The organism is Ruegeria sp. AF1 (assembly GCF_056542125.1).
Genome location: NZ_JBQFZG010000002.1, coordinates 127,846 through 147,980, shown reverse-complemented (window position 1 = coordinate 147,980; position 20,135 = coordinate 127,846). Strand labels below are relative to the sequence as shown.

The 20,135-nt window shown below is 57.8% G+C and carries 19 protein-coding genes and 1 tRNA gene; 10 read left to right on the top strand and 10 right to left on the bottom strand.

The annotated features are described in order from the left end of the window. Window positions 1-265: 265 nt before the first annotated feature. The gene (locus ACR0BK_RS05275) at window positions 266-484 is read left to right on the top strand and encodes a hypothetical protein (protein WP_480553978.1); all 219 of its coding nucleotides are present in this window, start codon (window positions 266-268) and stop codon (window positions 482-484) included. Between the two features lie 164 nt (window positions 485-648). Here ACR0BK_RS05275 and ACR0BK_RS05270 read toward each other — a convergent pair. Then, window positions 649-724: transfer RNA gene (locus ACR0BK_RS05270), tRNA-Trp, on the bottom strand. 141 nt (window positions 725-865) lie between these two features. Here ACR0BK_RS05270 and ACR0BK_RS05265 point away from each other — a divergent pair. Then, window positions 866-1,570: a lysophospholipid acyltransferase family protein gene (locus tag ACR0BK_RS05265; protein WP_480475628.1), complete on the top strand. Its 705-nt coding sequence runs from the start codon at window positions 866-868 to the stop codon at window positions 1,568-1,570. Here ACR0BK_RS05265 and ACR0BK_RS05260 read toward each other — a convergent pair. The 5 genes from ACR0BK_RS05260 to ACR0BK_RS05240 all read right to left on the bottom strand — a co-directional run bounded on the left by ACR0BK_RS05260 (window position 1,567) and on the right by ACR0BK_RS05240 (window position 8,740). Beyond that, complete coding sequence (locus ACR0BK_RS05260; protein WP_480519045.1) at window positions 1,567-1,812, bottom strand: MoaD/ThiS family protein; 246 nt, start codon at window positions 1,810-1,812, stop codon at window positions 1,567-1,569. The two genes, ACR0BK_RS05265 and ACR0BK_RS05260, sit on opposite strands and share 4 nt — an antisense overlap. Beyond that, complete coding sequence (locus ACR0BK_RS05255) at window positions 1,805-4,060, bottom strand: xanthine dehydrogenase family protein molybdopterin-binding subunit (RefSeq protein WP_480519047.1); 2,256 nt, start codon at window positions 4,058-4,060, stop codon at window positions 1,805-1,807. Before ACR0BK_RS05255 ends, ACR0BK_RS05260 begins: the two co-directional genes overlap by 8 nt. Beyond that, the gene (locus tag ACR0BK_RS05250) at window positions 4,060-4,539 is read right to left on the bottom strand and encodes a (2Fe-2S)-binding protein (RefSeq protein ID WP_480553977.1); all 480 of its coding nucleotides are present in this window, start codon (window positions 4,537-4,539) and stop codon (window positions 4,060-4,062) included. Before ACR0BK_RS05250 ends, ACR0BK_RS05255 begins: the two co-directional genes overlap by 1 nt. Next, window positions 4,536-5,402 (bottom strand): FAD binding domain-containing protein, encoded by an 867-nt coding sequence (locus tag ACR0BK_RS05245; protein ID WP_480553976.1) that lies wholly within the window; start codon window positions 5,400-5,402, stop codon window positions 4,536-4,538. The genes ACR0BK_RS05250 and ACR0BK_RS05245 overlap by 4 nt, the downstream gene beginning before the upstream one ends. 125 nt (window positions 5,403-5,527) lie before the next feature. Next, window positions 5,528-8,740 (bottom strand): reductive dehalogenase, encoded by a 3,213-nt coding sequence (locus ACR0BK_RS05240; protein WP_480553975.1) that lies wholly within the window; start codon window positions 8,738-8,740, stop codon window positions 5,528-5,530. Between the two features lie 75 nt (window positions 8,741-8,815). Here ACR0BK_RS05240 and ACR0BK_RS05235 point away from each other — a divergent pair, with 75 nt between their 5' ends. Both ACR0BK_RS05235 and ACR0BK_RS05230 read left to right on the top strand, forming a co-directional pair. Continuing rightward, window positions 8,816-9,718 (top strand): LysR family transcriptional regulator, encoded by a 903-nt coding sequence (locus tag ACR0BK_RS05235; protein WP_480553974.1) that lies wholly within the window; start codon window positions 8,816-8,818, stop codon window positions 9,716-9,718. Window positions 9,719-9,849: 131 nt separating this feature from the next. After that, the gene (locus ACR0BK_RS05230) at window positions 9,850-10,551 is read left to right on the top strand and encodes an SDR family oxidoreductase (RefSeq protein ID WP_480553973.1); all 702 of its coding nucleotides are present in this window, start codon (window positions 9,850-9,852) and stop codon (window positions 10,549-10,551) included. Window positions 10,552-10,553: 2 nt separating this feature from the next. On the opposite strand, the gene ACR0BK_RS05225 is transcribed toward ACR0BK_RS05230, so the two are convergent. The 3 genes from ACR0BK_RS05225 to ACR0BK_RS05215 form a co-directional block, all read right to left on the bottom strand. Beyond that, window positions 10,554-11,825, bottom strand: a complete 1,272-nt coding sequence (locus tag ACR0BK_RS05225) for an NAD(P)/FAD-dependent oxidoreductase (protein WP_480553972.1) — start codon at window positions 11,823-11,825, stop codon at window positions 10,554-10,556. Window positions 11,826-12,001: 176 nt separating this feature from the next. Further along, window positions 12,002-13,159 carry an acyl-CoA dehydrogenase family protein gene (locus ACR0BK_RS05220; RefSeq protein ID WP_480553971.1) on the bottom strand — a complete coding sequence of 386 codons (1,158 nt, stop codon included), beginning with the start codon at window positions 13,157-13,159 and terminating at the stop codon, window positions 12,002-12,004. Between the two features lie 142 nt (window positions 13,160-13,301). After that, the gene (locus ACR0BK_RS05215; RefSeq protein ID WP_480493663.1) at window positions 13,302-13,865 is read right to left on the bottom strand and encodes a TetR/AcrR family transcriptional regulator; all 564 of its coding nucleotides are present in this window, start codon (window positions 13,863-13,865) and stop codon (window positions 13,302-13,304) included. 303 nt (window positions 13,866-14,168) lie between these two features. Here ACR0BK_RS05215 and ACR0BK_RS05210 point away from each other — a divergent pair, with 303 nt between their 5' ends. After that, entirely contained in the window at window positions 14,169-14,633 is a 465-nt protein-coding gene (locus ACR0BK_RS05210; RefSeq protein ID WP_480475610.1) for a nuclear transport factor 2 family protein, read from the top strand. Window positions 14,634-14,644: 11 nt separating this feature from the next. Then, complete coding sequence (locus tag ACR0BK_RS05205) at window positions 14,645-15,265, top strand: pyridoxamine 5'-phosphate oxidase family protein (RefSeq protein WP_480475608.1); 621 nt, start codon at window positions 14,645-14,647, stop codon at window positions 15,263-15,265. A 220-nt stretch (window positions 15,266-15,485) separates the two neighbouring features. Here ACR0BK_RS05205 and ACR0BK_RS05200 read toward each other — a convergent pair whose 3' ends face one another. Further along, window positions 15,486-16,148 (bottom strand): TetR/AcrR family transcriptional regulator, encoded by a 663-nt coding sequence (locus ACR0BK_RS05200; protein WP_480553970.1) that lies wholly within the window; start codon window positions 16,146-16,148, stop codon window positions 15,486-15,488. Between the two features lie 65 nt (window positions 16,149-16,213). On the opposite strand from ACR0BK_RS05200, the gene ACR0BK_RS05195 reads away from it, so the two are divergent. From ACR0BK_RS05195 to ACR0BK_RS05180, 4 genes are read left to right on the top strand one after another with little or no spacing between them, the layout of a single operon-like run. Further along, the gene (locus ACR0BK_RS05195) at window positions 16,214-17,530 is read left to right on the top strand and encodes a flavin-containing monooxygenase (protein ID WP_480553969.1); all 1,317 of its coding nucleotides are present in this window, start codon (window positions 16,214-16,216) and stop codon (window positions 17,528-17,530) included. Beyond that, window positions 17,527-18,429 (top strand): bile acid:sodium symporter family protein, encoded by a 903-nt coding sequence (locus ACR0BK_RS05190; RefSeq protein ID WP_480553968.1) that lies wholly within the window; start codon window positions 17,527-17,529, stop codon window positions 18,427-18,429. The genes ACR0BK_RS05195 and ACR0BK_RS05190 overlap by 4 nt, the downstream gene beginning before the upstream one ends. Further along, window positions 18,366-19,358 (top strand): SDR family oxidoreductase, encoded by a 993-nt coding sequence (locus tag ACR0BK_RS05185; RefSeq protein WP_480553967.1) that lies wholly within the window; start codon window positions 18,366-18,368, stop codon window positions 19,356-19,358. Before ACR0BK_RS05190 ends, ACR0BK_RS05185 begins: the two co-directional genes overlap by 64 nt. Beyond that, window positions 19,355-20,119 (top strand): SDR family NAD(P)-dependent oxidoreductase, encoded by a 765-nt coding sequence (locus ACR0BK_RS05180; protein ID WP_480475597.1) that lies wholly within the window; start codon window positions 19,355-19,357, stop codon window positions 20,117-20,119. The genes ACR0BK_RS05185 and ACR0BK_RS05180 overlap by 4 nt, the downstream gene beginning before the upstream one ends. Window positions 20,120-20,135 lie beyond the last annotated feature (16 nt).

Here is a 20,135-nt window from a genome sequence, read left to right as displayed (position 1 = left end):
GCGTCATGTACCGAACGTGAGCGCCAACTCGTAACAGTTGTAAGTAAAGCGGGATTCTAGTGATTGGTCTGTGATTTAGTTCACCTTTGAACCTGTCACATGAACACTCTTATGGACAAGAACCCCAGCAAAAAGTTAACGACACGTTAACGCCTTGTTTCCAGCCCATTCACTGTTCTACCCACATAATGATACCTGTCGGTTTTGGTGAATGTCCGTGACAGGACGATTGCAAATAACAGTATCAGTTGGCACAAGGGGTCCGATGGCAATGCATAAACCTTCGACATCAGAAGCCGCTGCACTGAATGCGCAATTACTGAAAAAGACCGACTCGGATTACGATGTCGCTATGTGGGCCGCGTGTGCATTGATGGCGCTCCACTCAGACAAACCAGCGGTGTTTCAAGAATATCAGAATATGTGGGCTGAAAAACTGGATGCGGCACGCCCGCACGAAAAAACAGGTGCCAACAAAAGATAACAACAGGTCACGATGGCCTCGCGCCATTGTAGCAGTGTTGTCGAAGCCAATGCTGCGACTAGTATTGATCCAAGCGCGAAATAGCTGAAGACAGGTATAGCGAACTCAAAGGCTGAAACCCGTTCATCCTTGGAAATCACAACTTAGTATTCGGACAATTTCAATGGCAGGGGCAGCAGGGTTCGAACCCGCGACCTACGGTTTTGGAGACCGTCGCTCTACCAACTGAGCTATACCCCTGTAGTGAGCCCCAGATATGCCAGCCGCGCGGCGGACTCAAGAGGCTTTTTCAGATTCCGATCCACGAAATGTCCGGACAAACAAGTTGCGCAAAATGCGTGGTGCGCTAAGACAAGGACCGGTTAGCAGAAGGAACCCGGCGTGAACCTCCGTAAGAAGATTGCAGACAGCGAAGCTGTGCTAAACTGGGTGGCGCGTCGGATTGCAAATTATATTCGGCTGGTACACCGCAACACACGTTGGCAGCGCATCGGCTATGAAGAACTGGACCAGTTGGCTGAACAGGGTGAGCCGGTCATCGTTGTTCTCTGGCATCAACGGCTGGCGCAGTCGCCTTATTTTTTCCCGCTGGACAAGGGGCGCATCTGTTCGATTACATCTTCTGCGCGGGCTGGCAGCATGGTGGGTCGCGTGCAAAAGTTGTTTGGAATGGACACCATTGCCATGGCCAGCAAGGCACGCCATGTCGCCCTGTCGCGACAGGTATTAGGCAAAATGAAACAGGGGATATCCATTGGCATAGCGGCGGACGGCCCCCGTGGGCCAGAGCGGGTTTTGTCGACGGTTCCGCTGGTTTGGGCGCGAACATCGGGTAAACGTGTTTTTGGTATTACCTTTTCGGCGAAACATGGGCGAGAAGCAGGAACATGGGATCATCTTTTGATGCCCCGCCCATGGGGTAACGAGGGGGTTTTTCTGTGCCGAGAATGGACAGAAACAGTTCCGCGGAAAGCCAGCGAAGACGAAATAGAAACGCTGCGTTTGAGTCTCGAACAACACATGAACGATATCACGGCCGAAGCAGACCGAATGGTCGGGCGCGAGCCTTGGTCGCCTGACGCTTAACCGCCCCTCAGCCTTTGCATCAAATAGACTTCACTGCCTTCGGGAATCGGTTCGGTCAGCCCGGTCGCGATCACGCGCCCGTCGACAGCGATAGATACGCCAGCGTCGATGGGTGCTTGAAGCTGCGGATACGCACGCACGAGCGCACGCAGCAACTCTCCGGTGGTTTTGGCCTCGACCTCAACCACCTGCTGGCCCCCGGTCAGTGACCGGAGGCCGGACCAGAGGTGAACCTCAACCATTGCCCTTGAGAGCGGCCAGAATGCGTGGCGGCGACATCGGCAGCCGCTTCATTCGCACGCCAGCCGCGTTGGACACAGCGTTGGCGATGGCGGCCAGTGGCGGCACGATACCCGTTTCGCCCACACCGCGAACTCCAAATGGGTGGCCCGGATTCGGAACCTCGACGATCACGGTGTCGATCATCGGCAGGTCGCTGGCCACCGGGATGCGGTAGTCGAGAAAGATCGAGTTCTGCAATCGACCGTCTTCGCCGTAGATATATTCCTCGTTCAGGGCCCAGCCGATACCTTGCGCGGCACCGCCCTGATACTGGCCTTCGACATAGGTCGGGTGGATCGCTTTGCCCGCGTCCTGAATGACCGTGTAGCGGGTCACACTGGTCTTACCGGTTTCCGGGTCAACCTCGGCATCGACGATGTGGGTGCCAAAGGACACGCCAGCACCTTCGGGGGTTGCCTCGAAATGGCCCGAGATCGGACCACCGGTTCGGCCCATATCAGCGGTGATATCGGCCAGCGGCATCGGATCGAAATCGCCTGCATTCGGGCCTGAGGGCACCGCACAGCCGTTTTCCCATTTCACCGCATCAACCGGGATGCCCCATTTGGCCGCAGCCCGTTCGCACAGTTTCTCGACCGCGTGCCTCGCAGCCTTGATAGTTGCCAGCCCTGACGCATAGGTCACGCGAGAGCCATGGCTTACGTCATTGTAGCCCAGTGTGGCCGTATCGGCGATGGTCACCCGGATATTCTCATACGGGATGCCCAGAACCTCGGCCGCCATCAGGGCCATCGATGCGCGCGAACCACCGATATCAGGCGTTCCGACCATCACCTGAGCCGAGCCATCCTCGGACAAGGCAAGCGACACGCTGGTCTCGCCACCATGGTTGAACCAGAAGCCACAGGAAATACCGCGCCCCTGCCCCGGCTTCAGCGGAGCCGAATAATGAGGATGCGCCTTGGCTGCTTCTAGCGTTTCGACAAGACCGATGCGCTCGTAGGTCGGTCCATAGCTGGCCTTCGTGCCCTCATGCGCGGCGTTTTTCAGGCGTACCTCAACGGGGTCGAGACCCAGCTTGTTGCACAACTCGTCAATCACCGACTCGACCGCAAAGGCACCCATCGGTGCACCCGGCGCGCGGTACGCTGCCTGCTTTGGGCGGTTGGCCATAACGTCATAGCCGATCTGCTTGACGTTGGTCAGGTTGTACGGCGCAAAGGCACACATGGCAGTCATGTCGCCCGGCGCGCCGGGAAAGGCTCCGCCCTGAAGGCGGAAGATGCCCTGAGCCGCCGAGATCGTGCCGTCTTTCTTCATGCCGATTTTGACGTCCATCGAGGCAGACGAAGTCGGACCAGTAGCCCGGAACACCTCGGACCGGGTCATCACAAGCTTGACCGGGCGATTGGCCTTACGGCTGAGCGCTAATGCGACGGGTTCGATGAAAACGGTTGTCTTACCGCCAAACCCTCCGCCGATCTCAGACGCAGTGACACGCAACTGCGAGGTTTCGATCCCCAGAAGCGCGGCACAGGTTTTCTGCGCAATCCAATGCCCCTGCGTCGTGCACCACAACTCACCCTTACCGTCATTACCCAATATGGCCAAACAAGCGTGCGGTTCGATATAACCCTGATGCGTCGCTTCGGTGACGAAACTGTCTTCGATGACCAGATCAGCTTCGGCAAATCCGGCCTCGACATCGCCGTGACCGCTTTCATGGTAGCGGACAACGTTCGGGTGCATTCCTTCCGGCACGGAATAATCCGCAGCTCCTTCGCGGATGACAGGCGCATCCGGTGCCATCGCCTTATCCACATCGGTGACGTGGGGCAGCACTTCGTACTCGACCTCGATCAGCTTGAGCGCGTCACGAGCCGCCAATGCCGAAGTCGCAGCAACCGCTGCAACCGCGTGCCCGTCATATAGCGCTTTCTCACCGGCCATAACGTTTTCCAGAACGTTATAGAATTCGCCTTCCAGACCGGGTTTGAACGGCACGTCAGCAAAGTCGGCACGCGTTACAACAGCTTTGACATCCTTATGCGCCTCGGCTTTCGACGCGTCGATCTTCACAATCCGCGCATGAGCATGAGGTGAGCGCAGGATCGCGCCATGCAGCATTCCCGGGGCGTAGGCATCCGCACCGAATTTGGCGCGACCTGTCACCTTGTCCAGACCGTCCGGGCGGTTGGGGCGGGTGCCGACAAAAGTGAAATCTGATTTACGATCGTCCAGAGCCATTACGACGCCTCCCGCATCTCAGCCGCCGTATCCATCACGGCGCGAATGATCTTGTCATATCCAGTACAACGGCAGAGGTTGCCTGCCAGCCAATACCGCGTTTCTTCCTCGGTCGGGTTCGGGTTTTTCTCCAGCAGAGACTTGGCCGCCACCAGAATGCCCGGCGTGCAGATGCCGCATTGCAGGGCGGCGTGTTCGATCATCTTCTTTTGCAGCGGATGTAGAATATCACCGTCGGCAATGCCTTCGACGGTTTCGATCTGCTTACCCTCGGCCTCGACACCCAGCATCAGGCATGAACAGACCATACGGCCATCAACGGTGACCGAGCATGCGCCGCAATCGCCGGTGCCACACCCCTCTTTCGCGCCTGTCAGGTTCAACTTGTCACGCAGACAATCCAGCAGGGTTTCACGCGGATCACACAGGTATTCGACTGCATCGCCATTCACGGTGGTGGTTACGTGGAACTTTTTCATGCGTCTTCTCCCTTCGCGCGGGCATAAGCAATTTTTGCGGCGCGCTTGGCCAGAACGCCTGCGACCTCGGTACGGAACGCGATCGTGCCGCGCTTGTCGTCAATCGGGTTACAGGCGGCAGAGGCGGCGGCGGCCAGCGCTTCCAGGGCTGCATCATCCAGCGTGCTGCCGATAATGGCCTTGGCACAGTCTTCGACCAGCAGAACGGTCGGGGCCACAGCGCCCAGTGATACACGGGCCTCGGTGATGGTGTCGCCGTCAAGACGCAGGTTCACACCAACGCCAACCACTGCGATGTCCATTTCGGTGCGGGGGATGAACCGCAGATAGGCATCGCCGCCGTTTTCTCCACGTGCCGGGATATTGACCGCCGAGATCAGCTCGCCTTTGGCCAGCGAGGTTTTGCCGGGGCCGGTCGGAATATGCTCGACCGCGACTTCGCGAGTACCGTCCGGACCGGTCACGGTGACGGTCACACCAGCTGCGACCATGGCGGGCACGGAATCAGCCGCAGGTGAGCCGTTACACAGGTTACCGGTCGGTGTTGCGCGCCCCTGCACCTGGGTTGATCCGATCAGGTCCATCGCCTCGACCACACCGGGCCAGTCACGACCCAACTCAGGATGCTCGCTCATTTCGGCACCGGTTGCGGCAATTCCCAACGTCCAGCTTCCATCAGCGTTGCGGGTGATGTCGTGTACACCGTTGATTTTCTTGATGTCGATCAGCGTATCAGGCGTCACCAACTCCGAGCGCAGCTGCACCAATACGTCAGTGCCGCCCGCCAGAAAGCGCGTGATGCCCGTCGCATTTGCGGCCAGAGCCGAAGCCTCGGCAAAGCTGGCGGGGCTGTGATAATCCATAATGCTACCTCGCACCTGTTGGTCAGGGATATCTGGGTTCCGGGCGACGTTAATTCACCACCCACCTGACGTCCATGGGCCGAGCGACCAAATTTCACCGTCCAAAGGTCGCTTTCTGACCATGCTTACAGATCGAGCTCGATCACACCATCCGGCGCCACAGCGCGGCTTTGGCACAGAATCATGGCCCCTTGGCGCTGCTTTTTGGACAGCACGAAATCCCGATGCTCGACCTCGCCCGAAAGGACACCACATTTGCACACACCACAGATACCATCGGCACATTTCACATCCACGTGGAAACCCGCCTCGTTCAGAACCTGCGCGGCATCCTTGTCTGCGGGCACCGGCAGCGTTCTACCAGAACGCGCGAGTTTCAGGGTAAATGGGTGATTTTCGTATTCCGGGGTTTCCGGGACAGAGAAATATTCAAGGTGTCGGGCCTCTTCGGGGAAACCCTGATGTTCGGCCGCCTGCATGACGCCATCCATGAACCGATCAGGCCCGCACGTATAGACGTGCCATCCCTGCTGATACCCCGAAAGGATCGCATCCAGATCAGCGCGCGTGCCTTCATCCGAGAAATGGTAGTGGACGCGGTTCGCCCAGGGCATCCCCGCCAGATCATCCAGATACCCCGCACCGCCCCGCGTCCTGGCCGAGTAGTGCAACTCGAAATCCATGCCCAATGCATGCAGGCGATAAGCAAATGCGATCATCGGAGTGATACCGATACCACCCCCCATCAAAATGGTTCTGGACGCCTCTTCGTCCAGTTCGAAATGGTTGATCGGTTTCGATATGAAAACCTTGCGCCCAACGTTGAAAATTCGGTGCAGCAATGCCGAGCCACCCCGCCCTTCATCCTCGCGCAGAACACCGATCTGATAGGTTCCCCGTTCTGACGGGTCGCCGGACATGGAGTATTGTCGCAGGAACTCTGGCGCGACAAGCACATCCAGATGCGCGCCTGCGGACCATTCCTGAAGCGGCGCACCGTCAAGGGAGGCAAATTCATACTTGGTGACGTCAGCGGTCATCTTGTCGACCTTAGTCACAGCGACCCTCATCACCGGCGCATCACCTGCGACCTGATAGCGATGAATGATCGACATATCCCCCGCAGCTTTGCGCGCCTTGTACTCTTTGGCTGTCACCAAAGCCTCATAGGCGGCAATTCCTGCCTCGCGATCCATTGCAAACGGATAGGGCCAAGGGTGCGGGGCCAAATAGGCCGGGTAGACCGCCAATGTCTGATCCTCGTATCTAAGGTCCAGATCCTTTTGCAGATCGCGCCGGTTCAAAGGGTGTGTTGTTGGCCGATACGCCCCGTCGGGCTGCAACTCGATATCCCACCACCATTTCTTGGTGTCGTTCAGACCGCCATTGCCAACCGCATCATCCAGCTTGGCCAATGCAGGCGCCGCAGAGGGGATGTTCATCGCGGCCCAGCGGAACGGGCGTTCCTTGAAGATACCCTCAAGGTTCCAGGGGCAGGTCTTCATGCACCGCCCGCACATCGCGCCGCCCGGAGTGGTCACGCGGTAGGTCGCGCATTTCTGGCTGTCGGATTTCCAGATTTCATAGCCGTTGAACATCAGCTTTGGCCCAGCCGTGATCGCGCCCGATGGGCATTCGCGCGCGCATTTGTTGCAAGACTCACAAAAGCTTTGCAGACCGAAATCAATGGGCCTGTCATGCGCGATCGGCATATCGGTGGTCACCACGCCTGATTTCAGGCGGGGCCCCAGATAGGGGTTCAAGATCACTTCGCCGATCCGGCTGACTTCGCCCAGACCGGACAGCAACAAAAGCGGAGGTTGCAGAACTTCGCCATCCATCACCGTGTGCGCCTTGGCCTTGTAGCCCAGATTGCGGATCTGCTGAGCAATCACGCCACCCAGCAAGGAGAATCTCAGATAGGCGCGCATCGATTGAGCGACGCTGATCCAGTCGTCGCCGCTGGCACCCTCCATAGTCTCATATCCCTGATCGATGATCATGCTGACGGCCTGATCATGGGGCGGTACGATTTCTTCGCCGGTCGCGTCATGGGAATACCAGGCCCATTCCGGGCAGCGGCTGAGACCCACCGCATCGACCCCCAGAAAATAAGTCGCAGCCTTGATGTTTGCTGCGTTGCGTTGCGCGTCAGATTGCTTGGACGCGTCAGCGCTTTCACCGTCCTGCAACAGCACAAACGCACCCAAAGCGCGGCGTTGGGCAAAACTCGGTGCTGCCTTGCGTACGTAGTACCCACCTTTGGCCGCGTCCTGTAGCGACTTGCCCATATCTCCGAACTGCGCCCGGGCAAACATATCCGCACGCTTGGGCACGCGAGCGACATTCTCTTCGTCAATAAAGGTCGTAGGTGTCTCGACCCGTTTGAGTTTCTCAAACGGATGTGCCCCGTCCACATAGCGCCGCTTGGCATAGGGGTCACGGTTGAGTGCGTTCTTGGCAAAGCCCGTTCCCAACCACCATGCCGGCCCCTGCGTCCGGAACCAGGGCTGATCGGCCATAGGCTTGAGCGGTTTGTCATGGGCGATCGGCATCTCAGTCGTCACAGCGGCCAAACAAAAGCGCTTGCCCAGCCAGGGCACGACGACCTCGCCATTCTCGACCGAAGCCAGCCCAGCGGCAACCGCCAGCTTGCCCAAATCAATGTCGGTCGACATCATGCTGTGCGCCCGCGCGTCAAAGCCCAAAAGGCGGATGTAATTGGCGATGACCACCGCGTTCTCGGTCGCCAGCAGACAGGCACGATGATCCTGGGCGTCGACAATCCAATCAGCTCCGGGTTCGGACAGGTCGGGGTCGCGGTTGTGTTCGTAAAGAAAGACAATGCTGTGCCGATGGCTGTCGATTGGCTTGGGCGCGGCCTCCATACTGTCTTTCAGATCAGCCATGATGACGTCGATCCCGGATGCCAGCGTTTTGGTCTGACGGGTGCGCAAAGCGTGGGCAAGCCGGTCAATATCGGGATTGCGGCGAGCCTCGGGCAACAGCGCATCAGATGGCAGCGGTCCGCACCCCATCATCGACGCATCGTTGAAATAGCCGAATGCTTTAATGTGGTTGGCCCGTTCCTGCGGGTTCGATGGAATCTCCGAGGCAACCGGGTTCACCATTCCGTCGCGGATGGCGTCCATCATCGCCTGAAACTCACCCATCGCATTGACGATGCTGTCAGGGTGTTCCGGTCGGCGGAAACTCAGCTCGGCCAAAGGGAGCACAAGCGACAGATCCGGCATGTCATTTTGCCGTGCCAAACGCTCCAGCGGGTAACCGCCCATATGAACGGGCCGGTTTTTGTCCGAGAATAAACGGATCCCCATCGAATATCTCCTGTTGATTCCCGTCCCGTACCCCTCCATGGACAGCAAAACCATTCATGATTAATCATAAATAGTATGAGCAAAATTGATTTCACTGACCTTGATGGCAAGGTTCTACGCATTTTTTTGACGATACTCGAGGAAAGCTCGGTCTCGAAAGCCGCAGATCGGCTGGGGGTTACGCAATCTGCGATCAGCCATACACTGGCCAAACTGCGGCAGGTTCTGGGCGACCCGCTCTTTGTTCGTTCAGGTCAGGGTCTAACGCCTACCGAACGCGCCCTGTCCCTGAAGGAGCCTGCGCAAAAGGTACTGGACGGGATGCGCGCGCTGACCGACGGCCGACCGTTCGATCCGTTGTCGGAACAGATCAACATCCGCATCGCCTCCAATGACATGCCACGCGAGCTGATCTTTCCACAGCTGCTGCGTGACACCCGCGCCGAAGGCGTGCGCCTGCGGTTGGAATTCATCCCATCGGGTGTGCCCGATCCCGAGTTGTTGCGCAGCGACCGGTGCCAGTTGATGCTGACCCCGCTGCCTCCCGACGGACCAGATATTTTCCAGAAAAGACTGATCAAAAGCCCGCTGATGGTGTTCTACGACGCCACGCAACGCCGACCACCGGGCAGCTGGCAGGACTATTGCCACAGCGACCATGTCGAGGTGCGATTTGCCGATGGCCGAAACGCCCGTGCCGTGATGCGCGGCGTTGATCAAAGCCAGATCAATCCTGCGGTTGTAACCCTGCCGCATTTCAACGCGATCCCGGCCTTTGTGCAGGGCAGCGACCTGATCTCGTCAGATACGGCACTGATGAAACAGGGCCCACTTGCCGCGCTGGATTGCGCACCGTTACCTTTCGCCTGCCCGCCTGTGTCCATCTATATGGTCTGGCATCAAAGATCGACCAATGACCCCGCCCATCGCTGGTTACGCGGCCGGATAGAAGCCATCGCAGCGTCCCTTCAGACCTGAGACAGCCGTCAGCTGCACATGACCCGGGCCAGGTTCGGCTGCGGGACACGGTCACGAGTACTCAACAAAACTGATTGGTCAAACCGCAAATCATTCGCCATCCTGAAACCAAATCAAAACGGAGATCTCAGATGGAGAAAGTAGCACTCATCACAGCAGGCGGCAGCGGCATGGGCGCGGATTCCGCGAGGCGGCTGGCCGCAGACGGTTTCAAGGTCGGGATTCTGTCGTCCTCGGGCAAGGGCGAAGCGCTGGCGCATGAGTTGGGAGGCGTCGGTGTAACCGGCTCGAACCAGTCCACGGTGGATCTGCAAAAGCTTGTTGATGCGGCCATGGCCCATTGGGGGCGCATTGACGTCTTGGTCAATTCCGCCGGCCACGGCCCCCGTGCTCCGATCCTTGAGTTGACGGACGAGGATTGGCACACCGGTATGGACGTCTACTTTATGAATGCGGTCCGCACCACGCGGCTTGTGACACCGATCATGCAGGCGCAGGGCGGTGGATCGATCATCAATATCTCGACCTTCGCTGCATTCGAACCTGACCCGGTTTTCCCGACCTCAGGTGTGTTTCGCGCCGGGCTGGCCGCGTTCACCAAACTGTTCTCGGACAAATACGCTGCCGAAAACATCCGAATGAACAACATCCTGCCCGGTTTCATTGACAGCCTGCCCGAAAAAGAAGAATTCCGCGCTCGCATTCCCATAGGGCGCTATGGGCGCAGTTATGACGAGGTCGCCTCGGTCGTGGCCCTGCTGGCATCCGAAGGCGGTGGCTACATCACCGGGCAGAATATCCGGGTTGATGGTGGCATCACCCGCTCGGTCTGAATTCAGATCCGCGCCTTTATCAGATGCGTCAGCGCCGCGCCGGATTCAAAAAAGGCGCGGCGCACGCGCGTCCAGCTTTCGCGATGCTCATGCACCGCAGGAACGGGCAAAAGCGAAAGCTCACCTGCAAGAAGACTTTCGGCCATCATTCGCCCGAACACCGTGCCGGGGCCAATACCACGGCCGGAATATCCGTGCGCGGCCAGGGCGTTGGGGCCAATCTGCGTGATTTTCGGGATATGGTCCGAGGTCATGGCAATCCGCCCGTGCCAACCCTGTTCAAACGGCTGATCGGCAAGCTGAGGATAAAGCTCAGCCAGTTTGCGTCGGACCCATCCGGTATGCGCGCTGCGTCCTGCATTCCCCAGATCGCCCATGCCGCCAATGATCATCCGCCCCGCCTGATCCAGCCGGAAGGACGTCATGATCAGCCCGGTATCCCAGCATCCTTCTGCCTGCGGCAGAATGCTGGCGCGCAGATTATGCGACAGCGGGGCCGTAGCGTATTGAAAGTAATAAACGGGAACATAGGCAGGCGCAGTATCTGGCAAGCCAAGGTGATAGGCGTTGGTTGCCTGAATGACGGACTTGGCCCTTACAGTCCCGCCCGGTGTGGTCAACACCCATTGCCCACCTTCGTGCCGAAGGGTCTTCACCGCGCTTTGTTCATGGATCTGCACCCCGGCCTGAGACGCGGCACGCGCCAATCCCATGACATAAGCCAAGGGTTGTATTGTTCCTGCGCGAGGGTCGAACAACGCCCCATGAAAAGCATCGCTGCCGGTCCGGTCACGGGCCTGATCCGCCGACAGCAGCGCTACCGGCGCGCCAGACCCGCTTAGCTGCGCATGTCGCGTTTGCAGGTCCTTCAGGCCCGAGGCGGAATGCGCGCAATGCAGGGTTCCGTTGCGAATGGGCTCACATGTGATGCCGTGTTCTTCGATCAGGGAAAAAACGTCTGACGGTGCTTTGCCCAGCAGATCGATCAGGCGATCACCAGCCTCTGCACCGATATGCGCGCGGATCTCATCCGGTGGCAGCCACAGCCCGGCATTGACCAGACCGACATTGCGCCCTGACCCGCCAAACCCGATCTTCTGCGCTTCAAGCAAACAGACCGAAGCGCCGGTACGGGCTGCCGTCAAGGCAGCTGAACACCCGGTATATCCGCCACCTATAATGGCCAGATCGACAGTTTTGTCACTGCTCAGCGGCAGAGCAGTGACTGCTTCGGTACATGTAGTCCGCCACAAGGCTTGTTCGGGATCGTTCACGTCAGACCTCTGAGTCTTTTCGGCGGATCATCATACCGCTGCACGTCCTTTGCAAGTGGGCAACTGTGGTCGGGTCAACAACGAAAAAACCCCGCAAGCACGGGCCTGCGAGGTCCAACAGAAGCGAGCATTCCGTCAGGAATGATGACATCAGGCAAGAGGCCGCCCGGATACCTTCAAACGTCAAGCGACCGTGCGATCACCTCTTTCATGACCTCGTTGGTGCCGCCGTAAATCATCTGCACGCGGGCGTCTGCGTAGAGACGGGCAATTGGGTACTCCATCATAAAACCGTATCCGCCGAACAGTTGCAGGCACTCGTGCATGATTTCGTTCTGCACCTCCGAGCCCCAGTATTTGGCCATCGAGGCGGTGGCCGCATCCAGTTCGCCTGCCTCCAGCTTGCCGATACAGTCATTGACGAAACTGCGCAGAACCTCGGCCTTGGTCTTGCATTCTGCAAGTTTGAAACGCGTGTTCTGGAAATCCATCACCCGCTGACCGAACGCTTTGCGCTCCTGCACGTACTTTACCGTTTCGGCAATGGCAAAATCGATCGAACCCAGCGCCATGATCGCGATATTCAGCCGTTCCCATGGCAGTTGCTTCATCAGCTGATAAAACCCCTGACCTTCCTCAGCCCCCAGCAGGTTCGTCATCGGTACTTTGACATCTTCAAAAAACAGCTCGGCCGTGTCGTTGCCCTTCATCCCCAGTTTTTTGAGGTTGCGCCCCCTGCGAAACCCCTCGGCCCCTTCGGTTTCGACCACGATCAATGACACACCCCGCGCGCCCTCGGACTTGTCAGTCTTGGCGGCCACGATGATCAGATCCGCCGTCTGGCCATTCGTGATGAAGATTTTCGAGCCATTCAGCCGGTAGGAGTTTCCGTCTTTCTCGGCCGTTGTGCGCACAGCCTGAACATCCGAGCCGGTGCTGGGTTCCGTCATGGCAAGTGCACCGACCATTTCGCCCGAAGCCAGTTTGGGCAGCCATTTCCGTTTTTGATCTTCGCTGCCATAAGCGGTAAGATAATGGGTCGCGATCGACTGAATACCATAGCCCCAGCCGGCGTCGCCCCGTGCGCCCTGTTCGTACGCGGTGATGGCGTCAAAGCCCATACCACCGCCGACGCCGCCATATTCTTCGGGGATTGCACCAGCCATCAGGCCGGTTTCACCAGCTTTGCGCCAGAAGTCGCGATCAACGGCCCCGTTTTCAACCCAGGTTTCGATATTCGGCGACAGTTCGTCATCCATGAACCGGCCAGCCATATCCGCGAACATGCGGTGTTCGTCGGTGACCCATGCCGCGGTCGAAGTGAAAAGTGACATCAAAGGCTCTCCAAACAGTCTTTCGCAAAAGCCTAACGGTCGGCCCGATTCCCGCCAATCCACGTGACGTGGCGTTCCGACTTCGAACAACGCAACGTTTCTTTGCTAAGTAACTTAAAGAACCTGCTTGTTTTTAAGGAATTTAACTCAGCGCCAATGCCAGCAATTGCTGTGCTGCATCCCTGGCGTCTTCCGCAGGATCACAATTCTTGAGCAAAACCGCGGACACGATTGCCCCTTCCTGCAACAACACGATCTGGCTGGCGAGTTTCTGAGGATCACGCGCACTAGCCTGTTCGGCGACGGACGTGAAATGCTCCAGCAACAGCTGCTTATGTTCGGCAGCCTGCACATGGATCGGATGATCTGTATCCTGATATTCAGCCCCGGCCTTGATGAACATGCAGCCCCGGAACCCATCCTCCTCGAACCATTCCTTCAAGGCATCAAAACTGGCGATGAGTTGCTCGGCCGGTGTTTCTGCCATCTCTTCGATGCGCCGATAGAACCACTCGCGAAAATTCTCATCCCGCAGGCGCAGAGCGGCTACGATCAGGTCTTCCTTGGTGCGGAAATGTTTGTACATCGACGTTTTCGACACGCCCGTTTCCGCCACCAGCTTATCCATGCCGGTCGCGTGAAACCCGTCGCGGTAAAAAACCTTCAGAGCTTTGCTGACAAGTTCATCCCGTTTGTTTGGACGCATGATTCGGCTCCATGGTGTACCGTTCTGTACATATTACCCCGAAACATGAAGTACAACCGGCCTAACACAAATCATTGTTTTCATTAGAATTCATGGCTCGCCTTGAACCGCGCGGAAAATTTTCTGCTTTTCCCCTTGCAAAAGTTAACAGATCGGTACACCTTATTAGAAAGTTAACCGATCAGTACACCAGAGGATTTGACCGATGAAACGTCGCGCCAGCATATTCCCCCCTCAGTACGTTCCATTTCTTCTGACACTGGCCATCCTTGCCGCCTCTCTGACCTGAAAGCCCCCTGCACCATGTCCCGCCCCCCACTTCCCCCCTTCACGTTCGAAACTGCCACACAAAAAGTACGCATGGCCGAAAACGCCTGGAACAGCCGCGATCCCGACCGCGTCACCCCCGCATACACAGATGACAGTCAGTGGCGTAACCGGGCGGAATTTCTGTCAGGACATGGCGAAATTCACGCCTTCCTAAGCCGTAAATGGCACAAGGAGCTGGACTATCGACTGATCAAGGAACTCTGGGCCTTTACCGGTAATCGCATCGCCGTTCGTTACGCTTACGAGTGGCACGACGATAGCGGTCAGTGGTTCCGGTCTTATGGCAACGAGAATTGGGAATTTGCCGAAGACGGGCGCATGTCGCATCGGCATGCCTCGCTGAACGATCACCCCATAGCCGAAAGCGACCGCTTGTTCCATTGGCCATTGGGTGAACGCCCCGATGACCATCTCGGGCTTTCTGATCTGGGTCTTTGAAAGGACATACCGTGCCGCGTGCGTTTTCCGAACTGACCTTCACCCCTACCGTCCGTGCCCATCAGGAGCGGATGGGATCGGCAAAAACCTATGCCAAATTCATTGAAAGTGGCCCGCAACAGGGCCATTTGATCGGCGAGCCGGAAAAACAGTTCATTCAGGCGCGCGACGGGTTTTATCAATCCTCGGTGTCTGAAACAGGCTGGCCTTATGTGCAGTATCGCGGCGGGCCGGTCGGGTTTCTGAAAGTACTGGGGCCGCAAACCATCGGATATGCCGATTTTTCGGGTAACAAACAGTATATCTCGCGCGGGAATCTGGACGGCAACGATCGGGTCGCGTTGATCCTGATGGATTACGCCAATCAACGTCGTTTAAAGATCCTGGGGCGTGTCGAATTCACGGAGGGTCAAGCCGCCGCTGCCAGCTTGTATCCAGAAGAGGCCGAAGCCCCTGCAGAGCGGGCGGTGATCATACGTGTTGAGGCGCTTGACTGGAACTGCCCGCGCCACATCACGCCGCGTTTCACCGAAGCCGAACTGCGACCGCATCTGAACAGTTTGGGCCAGCAACTCGCGCAGTTGCAGGCTGAAAATGAAAGGCTGAAACAAGAGCTGTCAAAGCTCTCGTGACGCGTAAGACACCACAGATTTTATTGAGTATAAACAGGGAATAAGCCAATGGTTCGTTCGGTCTTTCAGCTTTCTGCGGCGTGCCTTGCCGGAGCGGCCCTGATCCTTATGATAATGATGTTTGGTTTTTTTGCTTCGCCTAGCGCCGTCCGAACATCACCACCTTCTGTGTTCAGCACCATCCTGTTCAACCATTTGCAGCAATAGCAATGCCGCGCGTTCAACCTCGACTGGTCTGAACCATCGCTTCGATACCGGCTGCACAAAAATCGATCAGGCGTTCCACTTCTGACACCCTGCCGCCTTGCGACAGGGCCCCGACCCGCCAGCCACTGTTGAGATGCGCCAGCATTGCCGAAACGGAATAGACCTGGCCGCTGGCCAGCAGCGCAGGGTCAACATCTGGATAAAGAGCAGCGATTTCGTCGATAAAAAGCCGGGCGGTCGGATCGAAACACTCTGCCGCGACATCGCGCCAGCGGGGATCGACCGAGACATGCGCCACAAGGCGCCCATAGGCCATCCATCCCGAACCGCCTGTTTCTGCCAGTTCCACATAAGGCCGGATAAAACTGTCCAAGATTCCGCGCAGTGTCAGTGGACCCGCCCCTTTGGCCCTGTTCAGCGCATCGGTTCTGATCTGTGCCAGCTTGCCAGCACGACGTGCTATGGCGCGAAAAAACAGCTCCTCCTTGCCGCCGCCATGGTGATGAACAAGGCCAACATGAACGCCTGCAAGCGCAGCGATATCGCGGATCGACGCACCTTCGAATCCGCGTTCAGCAAAGACTGTTTCGGCGGCATCCATGATCCGCGCTTTGGTTTCCAAAGACCGCTTGGACGGTGCCCTTTGTCTTGGTTTTTCTACGTTTTTCAGCGTCATGAATTTCATCTTGCCTTATTTTGGTCGTTCGTTCAATTTAAACCTCACGAACTTTGGGAGGGTTCATGACAGAAACGCGCGACGAATTCGCCCTGATCGGGGCGGGACCAATGGGTTTGGCCGCGGCCAAGGTGCTGAAAGAACAGGGGATCGCATTCCAGGGGTTTGAGTTGCATTCGGATGTGGGCGGTCTGTGGGATATCGATGCCCCAAGATCAACCATGTACGAGTCGGCGCACCTGATCTCGTCCAAACGCATGACCGAATTTGCGGATTTCCCCATGGATGACGCGGTCGCCGAGTACCCCTCGCACCGGGCGATGCGCGACTATTTCCGCGCATTTGCGGATCGTTTCGGGTTGCGTGAGAATTACAAATTCCATGCAGAAGTCACTCAAGTCTCTCCGCTGGGCAATCCGGGTGACGGTTGGCGCGTGTGCTGGCGGGATCAGGATGGCGACCATCAGGCCAAATATGCCGGCGTACTCATTGCGAACGGCACCCTGTCGGAACCGAATGTACCCAGCTTTCCGGGTACGTTTGACGGCGAGTTGATCCATGCCTCACAATATCGGTATCCCAGTCAGTTCGACGGCAAGCGTGTGTTGGTCGTGGGCGCAGGTAATTCCGGCTGTGACATCGCAGTGGACGCGATCCATCACGCGAAACGCTGCGATCTGTCGATGCGGCGCGGGTATTATTTCGTCCCGAAATACGTCTTTGGCAAACCCGCTGACACAATGGGCGGAAAGATCCGTCTGCCGATGCGGCTGAAGCGTAAGGTCGACAGCCTGATCCTTGGCTGGTTTGTCGGCGATCCGCAGAAGTACGGCTTTCCCAAACCGGATTACAAGCTCTACGAAAGCCACCCCGTGGTGAATTCGCTGGTTCTGTATCACGCAGGCCATGGCGATCTGAGAATCCGCCCGGACATTAAACGGCTGGAAGGTCACACCGTGCATTTCAAGGACGGCTCCTGCGACGACTATGACATGATCCTCGCCGCGACCGGATACAAACTGCACTACCCGTTTATCGACAAGGACCTGCTGAACTGGCAAGGCGATGCCCCGCATCTGTATCTGAACACGATCCATCCCGAACGGGACGATCTGTTCGTGCTGGGCATGGTCGAGGCCACAGGTCTGGGCTGGCAGGGCAGGCACGAGCAAGCCGAGATGGTGGCGCGCTACATCAAGGGGCTTCGACACGGCTGCCCCGTGGCAGCCGATCTGCAAGCAGAAAAGCAAAAAGACTATACGCGCGCCACCGGAGGCATGAACTATATCGACCTGCCCCGCATGGCCTATTACGTGGACAAGAATACGTACAGAAAGGCTGTCACCGGCTGGATCGACCGGCTGCGGAAGGCCATCGCATGAGTGGCATTGACCAGATCACACTGAATTTCAGTCCGGCGTCTCTGACGCTGTTGAATGCCATTCTGGCAATCGTGATGTTCTCGATCGCCATCGACCTGACGCCTCGGGATTTTGACCGTTTAAGGCGCGCGCCCAAACCAGTGGTTGTCGGATTGATTTCACAACTCGTCGTCCTGCCTGCGCTGACCTTTGTGATGGTGTGGATTACCGCACCGCAACCGTCAATTGCGCTTGGCCTGATCCTTGTCGCGGCCTGCCCAGGGGGCAATATCTCGAACTTCATCACCCATCGCGCGGGCGGGAATGCAGCGCTTTCAGTGTCGATGACAGCCTTCGCCACCATCGGTGCAATCTTTATGACACCTTTCAACATTGCGCTTTGGGGCGGGCTTTACCCACCGACCCGCGCAATCCTGCAACAGACCCAGATCGACCCAATGCAGATCGCAATCCTGGTCGGTCTGATGCTGATCCTGCCGCTGGTTCTGGGAATTACGCTGAATCAACGCCTCCCCGCCTTGACGGCACGGTTGCGCACACCGCTGCAACTTCTGTCGATGGGTATCTTTGCTGGGTTTATCGTACTTGCTCTGGCTGCCAACTGGGGGTTTTTCCTTGGGTTTGCCGGGGCTGTTGCCGGGCTTGTGATCCTTCACAATGCCCTGGCGCTGGGGGGCGGTTGGGTTGTGGCCACTCTGACCGGGCTGTCCCCCTTCGATCGCCGCGCCATCACCATTGAGACCGGAATTCAGAACTCTGGACTTGGGCTTGTCCTAATCTTTGCATTTTTCAACGGTCTTGGCGGCATGGCCGTGGTCGCCGCATTCTGGGGAGTGTGGCACGCTATCTCGGGCCTGGCTTTGGCGTCGGTCATGGCACGAACCGAGGCCGCACGATGACCCGCATCCTGATTACCGGTGCTGCCGGGATGGTCGGGCAAACGCTGTTGCCCGAACTTGTGGGGAACGAGGTTTTTGCAACCGATCTGAAACGCCCGGTTAACCTGCCGCAAGACGCCTCATTTTTGTCCATGGATGTTACAAGCGACGCTCCTGCACGTGTGATAGCCAAGGTGAATCCGGATGTGATTGTGCATTTGGCTTCTGTCGTGACGCCGCCGCCGAAGATGGGGCGCGCCGCAGTCTATGCTGTCGATGTCGAAGGCACGCGCAATGTGGTGAATGCCGCCATCGCAAACGGGGTGCGCAGATTGGTCGTCACATCTTCCGGTGCCGCTTATGGCTATCATGCAGACAATCCTGTAGCGTTGCGCGAAGACGACCCATTGCGCGGCAACCCCGAGTTTCCTTATTCAGATCACAAGCGTCAGGTCGAAGAGATTTTGGCCGAAGCCCGCAGCGCCGCCCCCGATCTTGAGCAGGTTGTTCTGCGCGTGGGCACGGTTCTGGGGGCTGGAACCGAAAACCAGATCACCGCCCTGTTTCTCAAGCCACGTTTGCTGGCGGTATCCGGCAGCGAAAGCCCGTTTGTCTTTATCTGGACCCGGGATCTGGCACGCATCCTTCAGCGTGCAGCAACCGACGGGCCAACCGGGATTTACAACGTCGCCGGTGACGGCACGATGGGCGTGACCGACTTGGCCCGCGCCATGGGAAAACCGGTTCTGCGCCTGCCCGCATGGGTGTTGAAAGCGGCCCTAGCCGTGGCGCGCCCACTGGGTTTATCTCGCTATGGGCCGGAACAGGTACGGTTCCTTCAATATCGGCCAGTTCTGGACAACTCCGCCCTGAAATCTGAATTCGGTTATGTGCCCGAAAAAACCAGCGCCGAGGTTTTTGCGCTCTGGCAACAGCAGGCCGGGTTATGAAAACCGCGGTCATCTCCGGCGGTGCGGGCGGTTTGGGACAGGCTCTAAGCCGCGCATTGCAAGCCCGTGGGTGGCGGGTGGTGCTGTTGGATCTTGATGTGTCCGGTCTCCAAACAGAACCGAACCAACTGCCAATTACCTGTGATCTGACAGACCCCGAACAGCTTGCCAACGCAATTCAAAGGGCGATCACGTCAAGCGACAGCATTGATCTGGTCATCTACAACGCCGGGGTTACGCAAATTCGGGGGTTTGACCAGTCTGACACGGCCAGTCACCGTGCACTGTTCGATATCAACTATTTTGCAGCCGTTGAGATGGCTCGTGCATTCTTGCAGCCTCTCCGCGTGTCAAAGGGAACGCATCTGGCTATCTCGTCGGTGGCTGGATTCGCTCCGCTCTGCCATCGCACGGCTTATGCAGCCTCGAAACACGCGCTTGAGGGTTTTTTCAAATCGCTTCGATCCGAAGAAAAGCCACATGGCGTTCAGGTTCAGATTGCAGCGCCGTCTTTTGTGGCCACCAATCCCGACAACGCAATGGAGCAACCCGACGGAACCGCGCGCCCCGGATCGGCCAAGGACGGAATGGACGAAATGAGCCCCGAGAGCGCCGCCGTGGCGATCCTGCGCGGACTGGACAAATCGCAGCCCATGATCCCGGTCGGACGCGTTGCACACATGTCGTGGTGGCTCAACCGTCTGTCACCACGCCTGTATCAGCGCTTAATGGAGCGTAACATGCGCGGGCCGGGATCGTAGAATTTTGCCGCGACCC

Excerpts from the sequence above, each read along its gene's own strand:
- ACR0BK_RS05275 (WP_480553978.1), top strand. The coding sequence starts at position 266 with ATGGCAATGCATAAACCTTCGACATCAGAAGCCGCTGCACTGAATGCG.
- ACR0BK_RS05260 (WP_480519045.1), bottom strand. The coding sequence starts at position 1,812 with ATGGTTGAGGTTCACCTCTGGTCCGGCCTCCGGTCACTGACCGGGGGC.
- ACR0BK_RS05255 (WP_480519047.1), bottom strand. The coding sequence starts at position 4,060 with ATGGCTCTGGACGATCGTAAATCAGATTTCACTTTTGTCGGCACCCGC.
- ACR0BK_RS05250 (WP_480553977.1), bottom strand. The coding sequence starts at position 4,539 with ATGAAAAAGTTCCACGTAACCACCACCGTGAATGGCGATGCAGTCGAA.
- ACR0BK_RS05245 (WP_480553976.1), bottom strand. The coding sequence starts at position 5,402 with ATGGATTATCACAGCCCCGCCAGCTTTGCCGAGGCTTCGGCTCTGGCC.
- ACR0BK_RS05240 (WP_480553975.1), bottom strand. The coding sequence starts at position 8,740 with ATGGGGATCCGTTTATTCTCGGACAAAAACCGGCCCGTTCATATGGGC.
- ACR0BK_RS05235 (WP_480553974.1), top strand. The coding sequence starts at position 8,816 with ATGAGCAAAATTGATTTCACTGACCTTGATGGCAAGGTTCTACGCATT.
- ACR0BK_RS05230 (WP_480553973.1), top strand. The coding sequence starts at position 9,850 with ATGGAGAAAGTAGCACTCATCACAGCAGGCGGCAGCGGCATGGGCGCG.
- ACR0BK_RS05220 (WP_480553971.1), bottom strand. The coding sequence starts at position 13,159 with ATGTCACTTTTCACTTCGACCGCGGCATGGGTCACCGACGAACACCGC.
- ACR0BK_RS05215 (WP_480493663.1), bottom strand. The coding sequence starts at position 13,865 with ATGCGTCCAAACAAACGGGATGAACTTGTCAGCAAAGCTCTGAAGGTT.
- ACR0BK_RS05210 (WP_480475610.1), top strand. The coding sequence starts at position 14,169 with ATGTCCCGCCCCCCACTTCCCCCCTTCACGTTCGAAACTGCCACACAA.
- ACR0BK_RS05200 (WP_480553970.1), bottom strand. The coding sequence starts at position 16,148 with ATGACGCTGAAAAACGTAGAAAAACCAAGACAAAGGGCACCGTCCAAG.
- ACR0BK_RS05195 (WP_480553969.1), top strand. The coding sequence starts at position 16,214 with ATGACAGAAACGCGCGACGAATTCGCCCTGATCGGGGCGGGACCAATG.
- ACR0BK_RS05190 (WP_480553968.1), top strand. The coding sequence starts at position 17,527 with ATGAGTGGCATTGACCAGATCACACTGAATTTCAGTCCGGCGTCTCTG.
- ACR0BK_RS05180 (WP_480475597.1), top strand. The coding sequence starts at position 19,355 with ATGAAAACCGCGGTCATCTCCGGCGGTGCGGGCGGTTTGGGACAGGCT.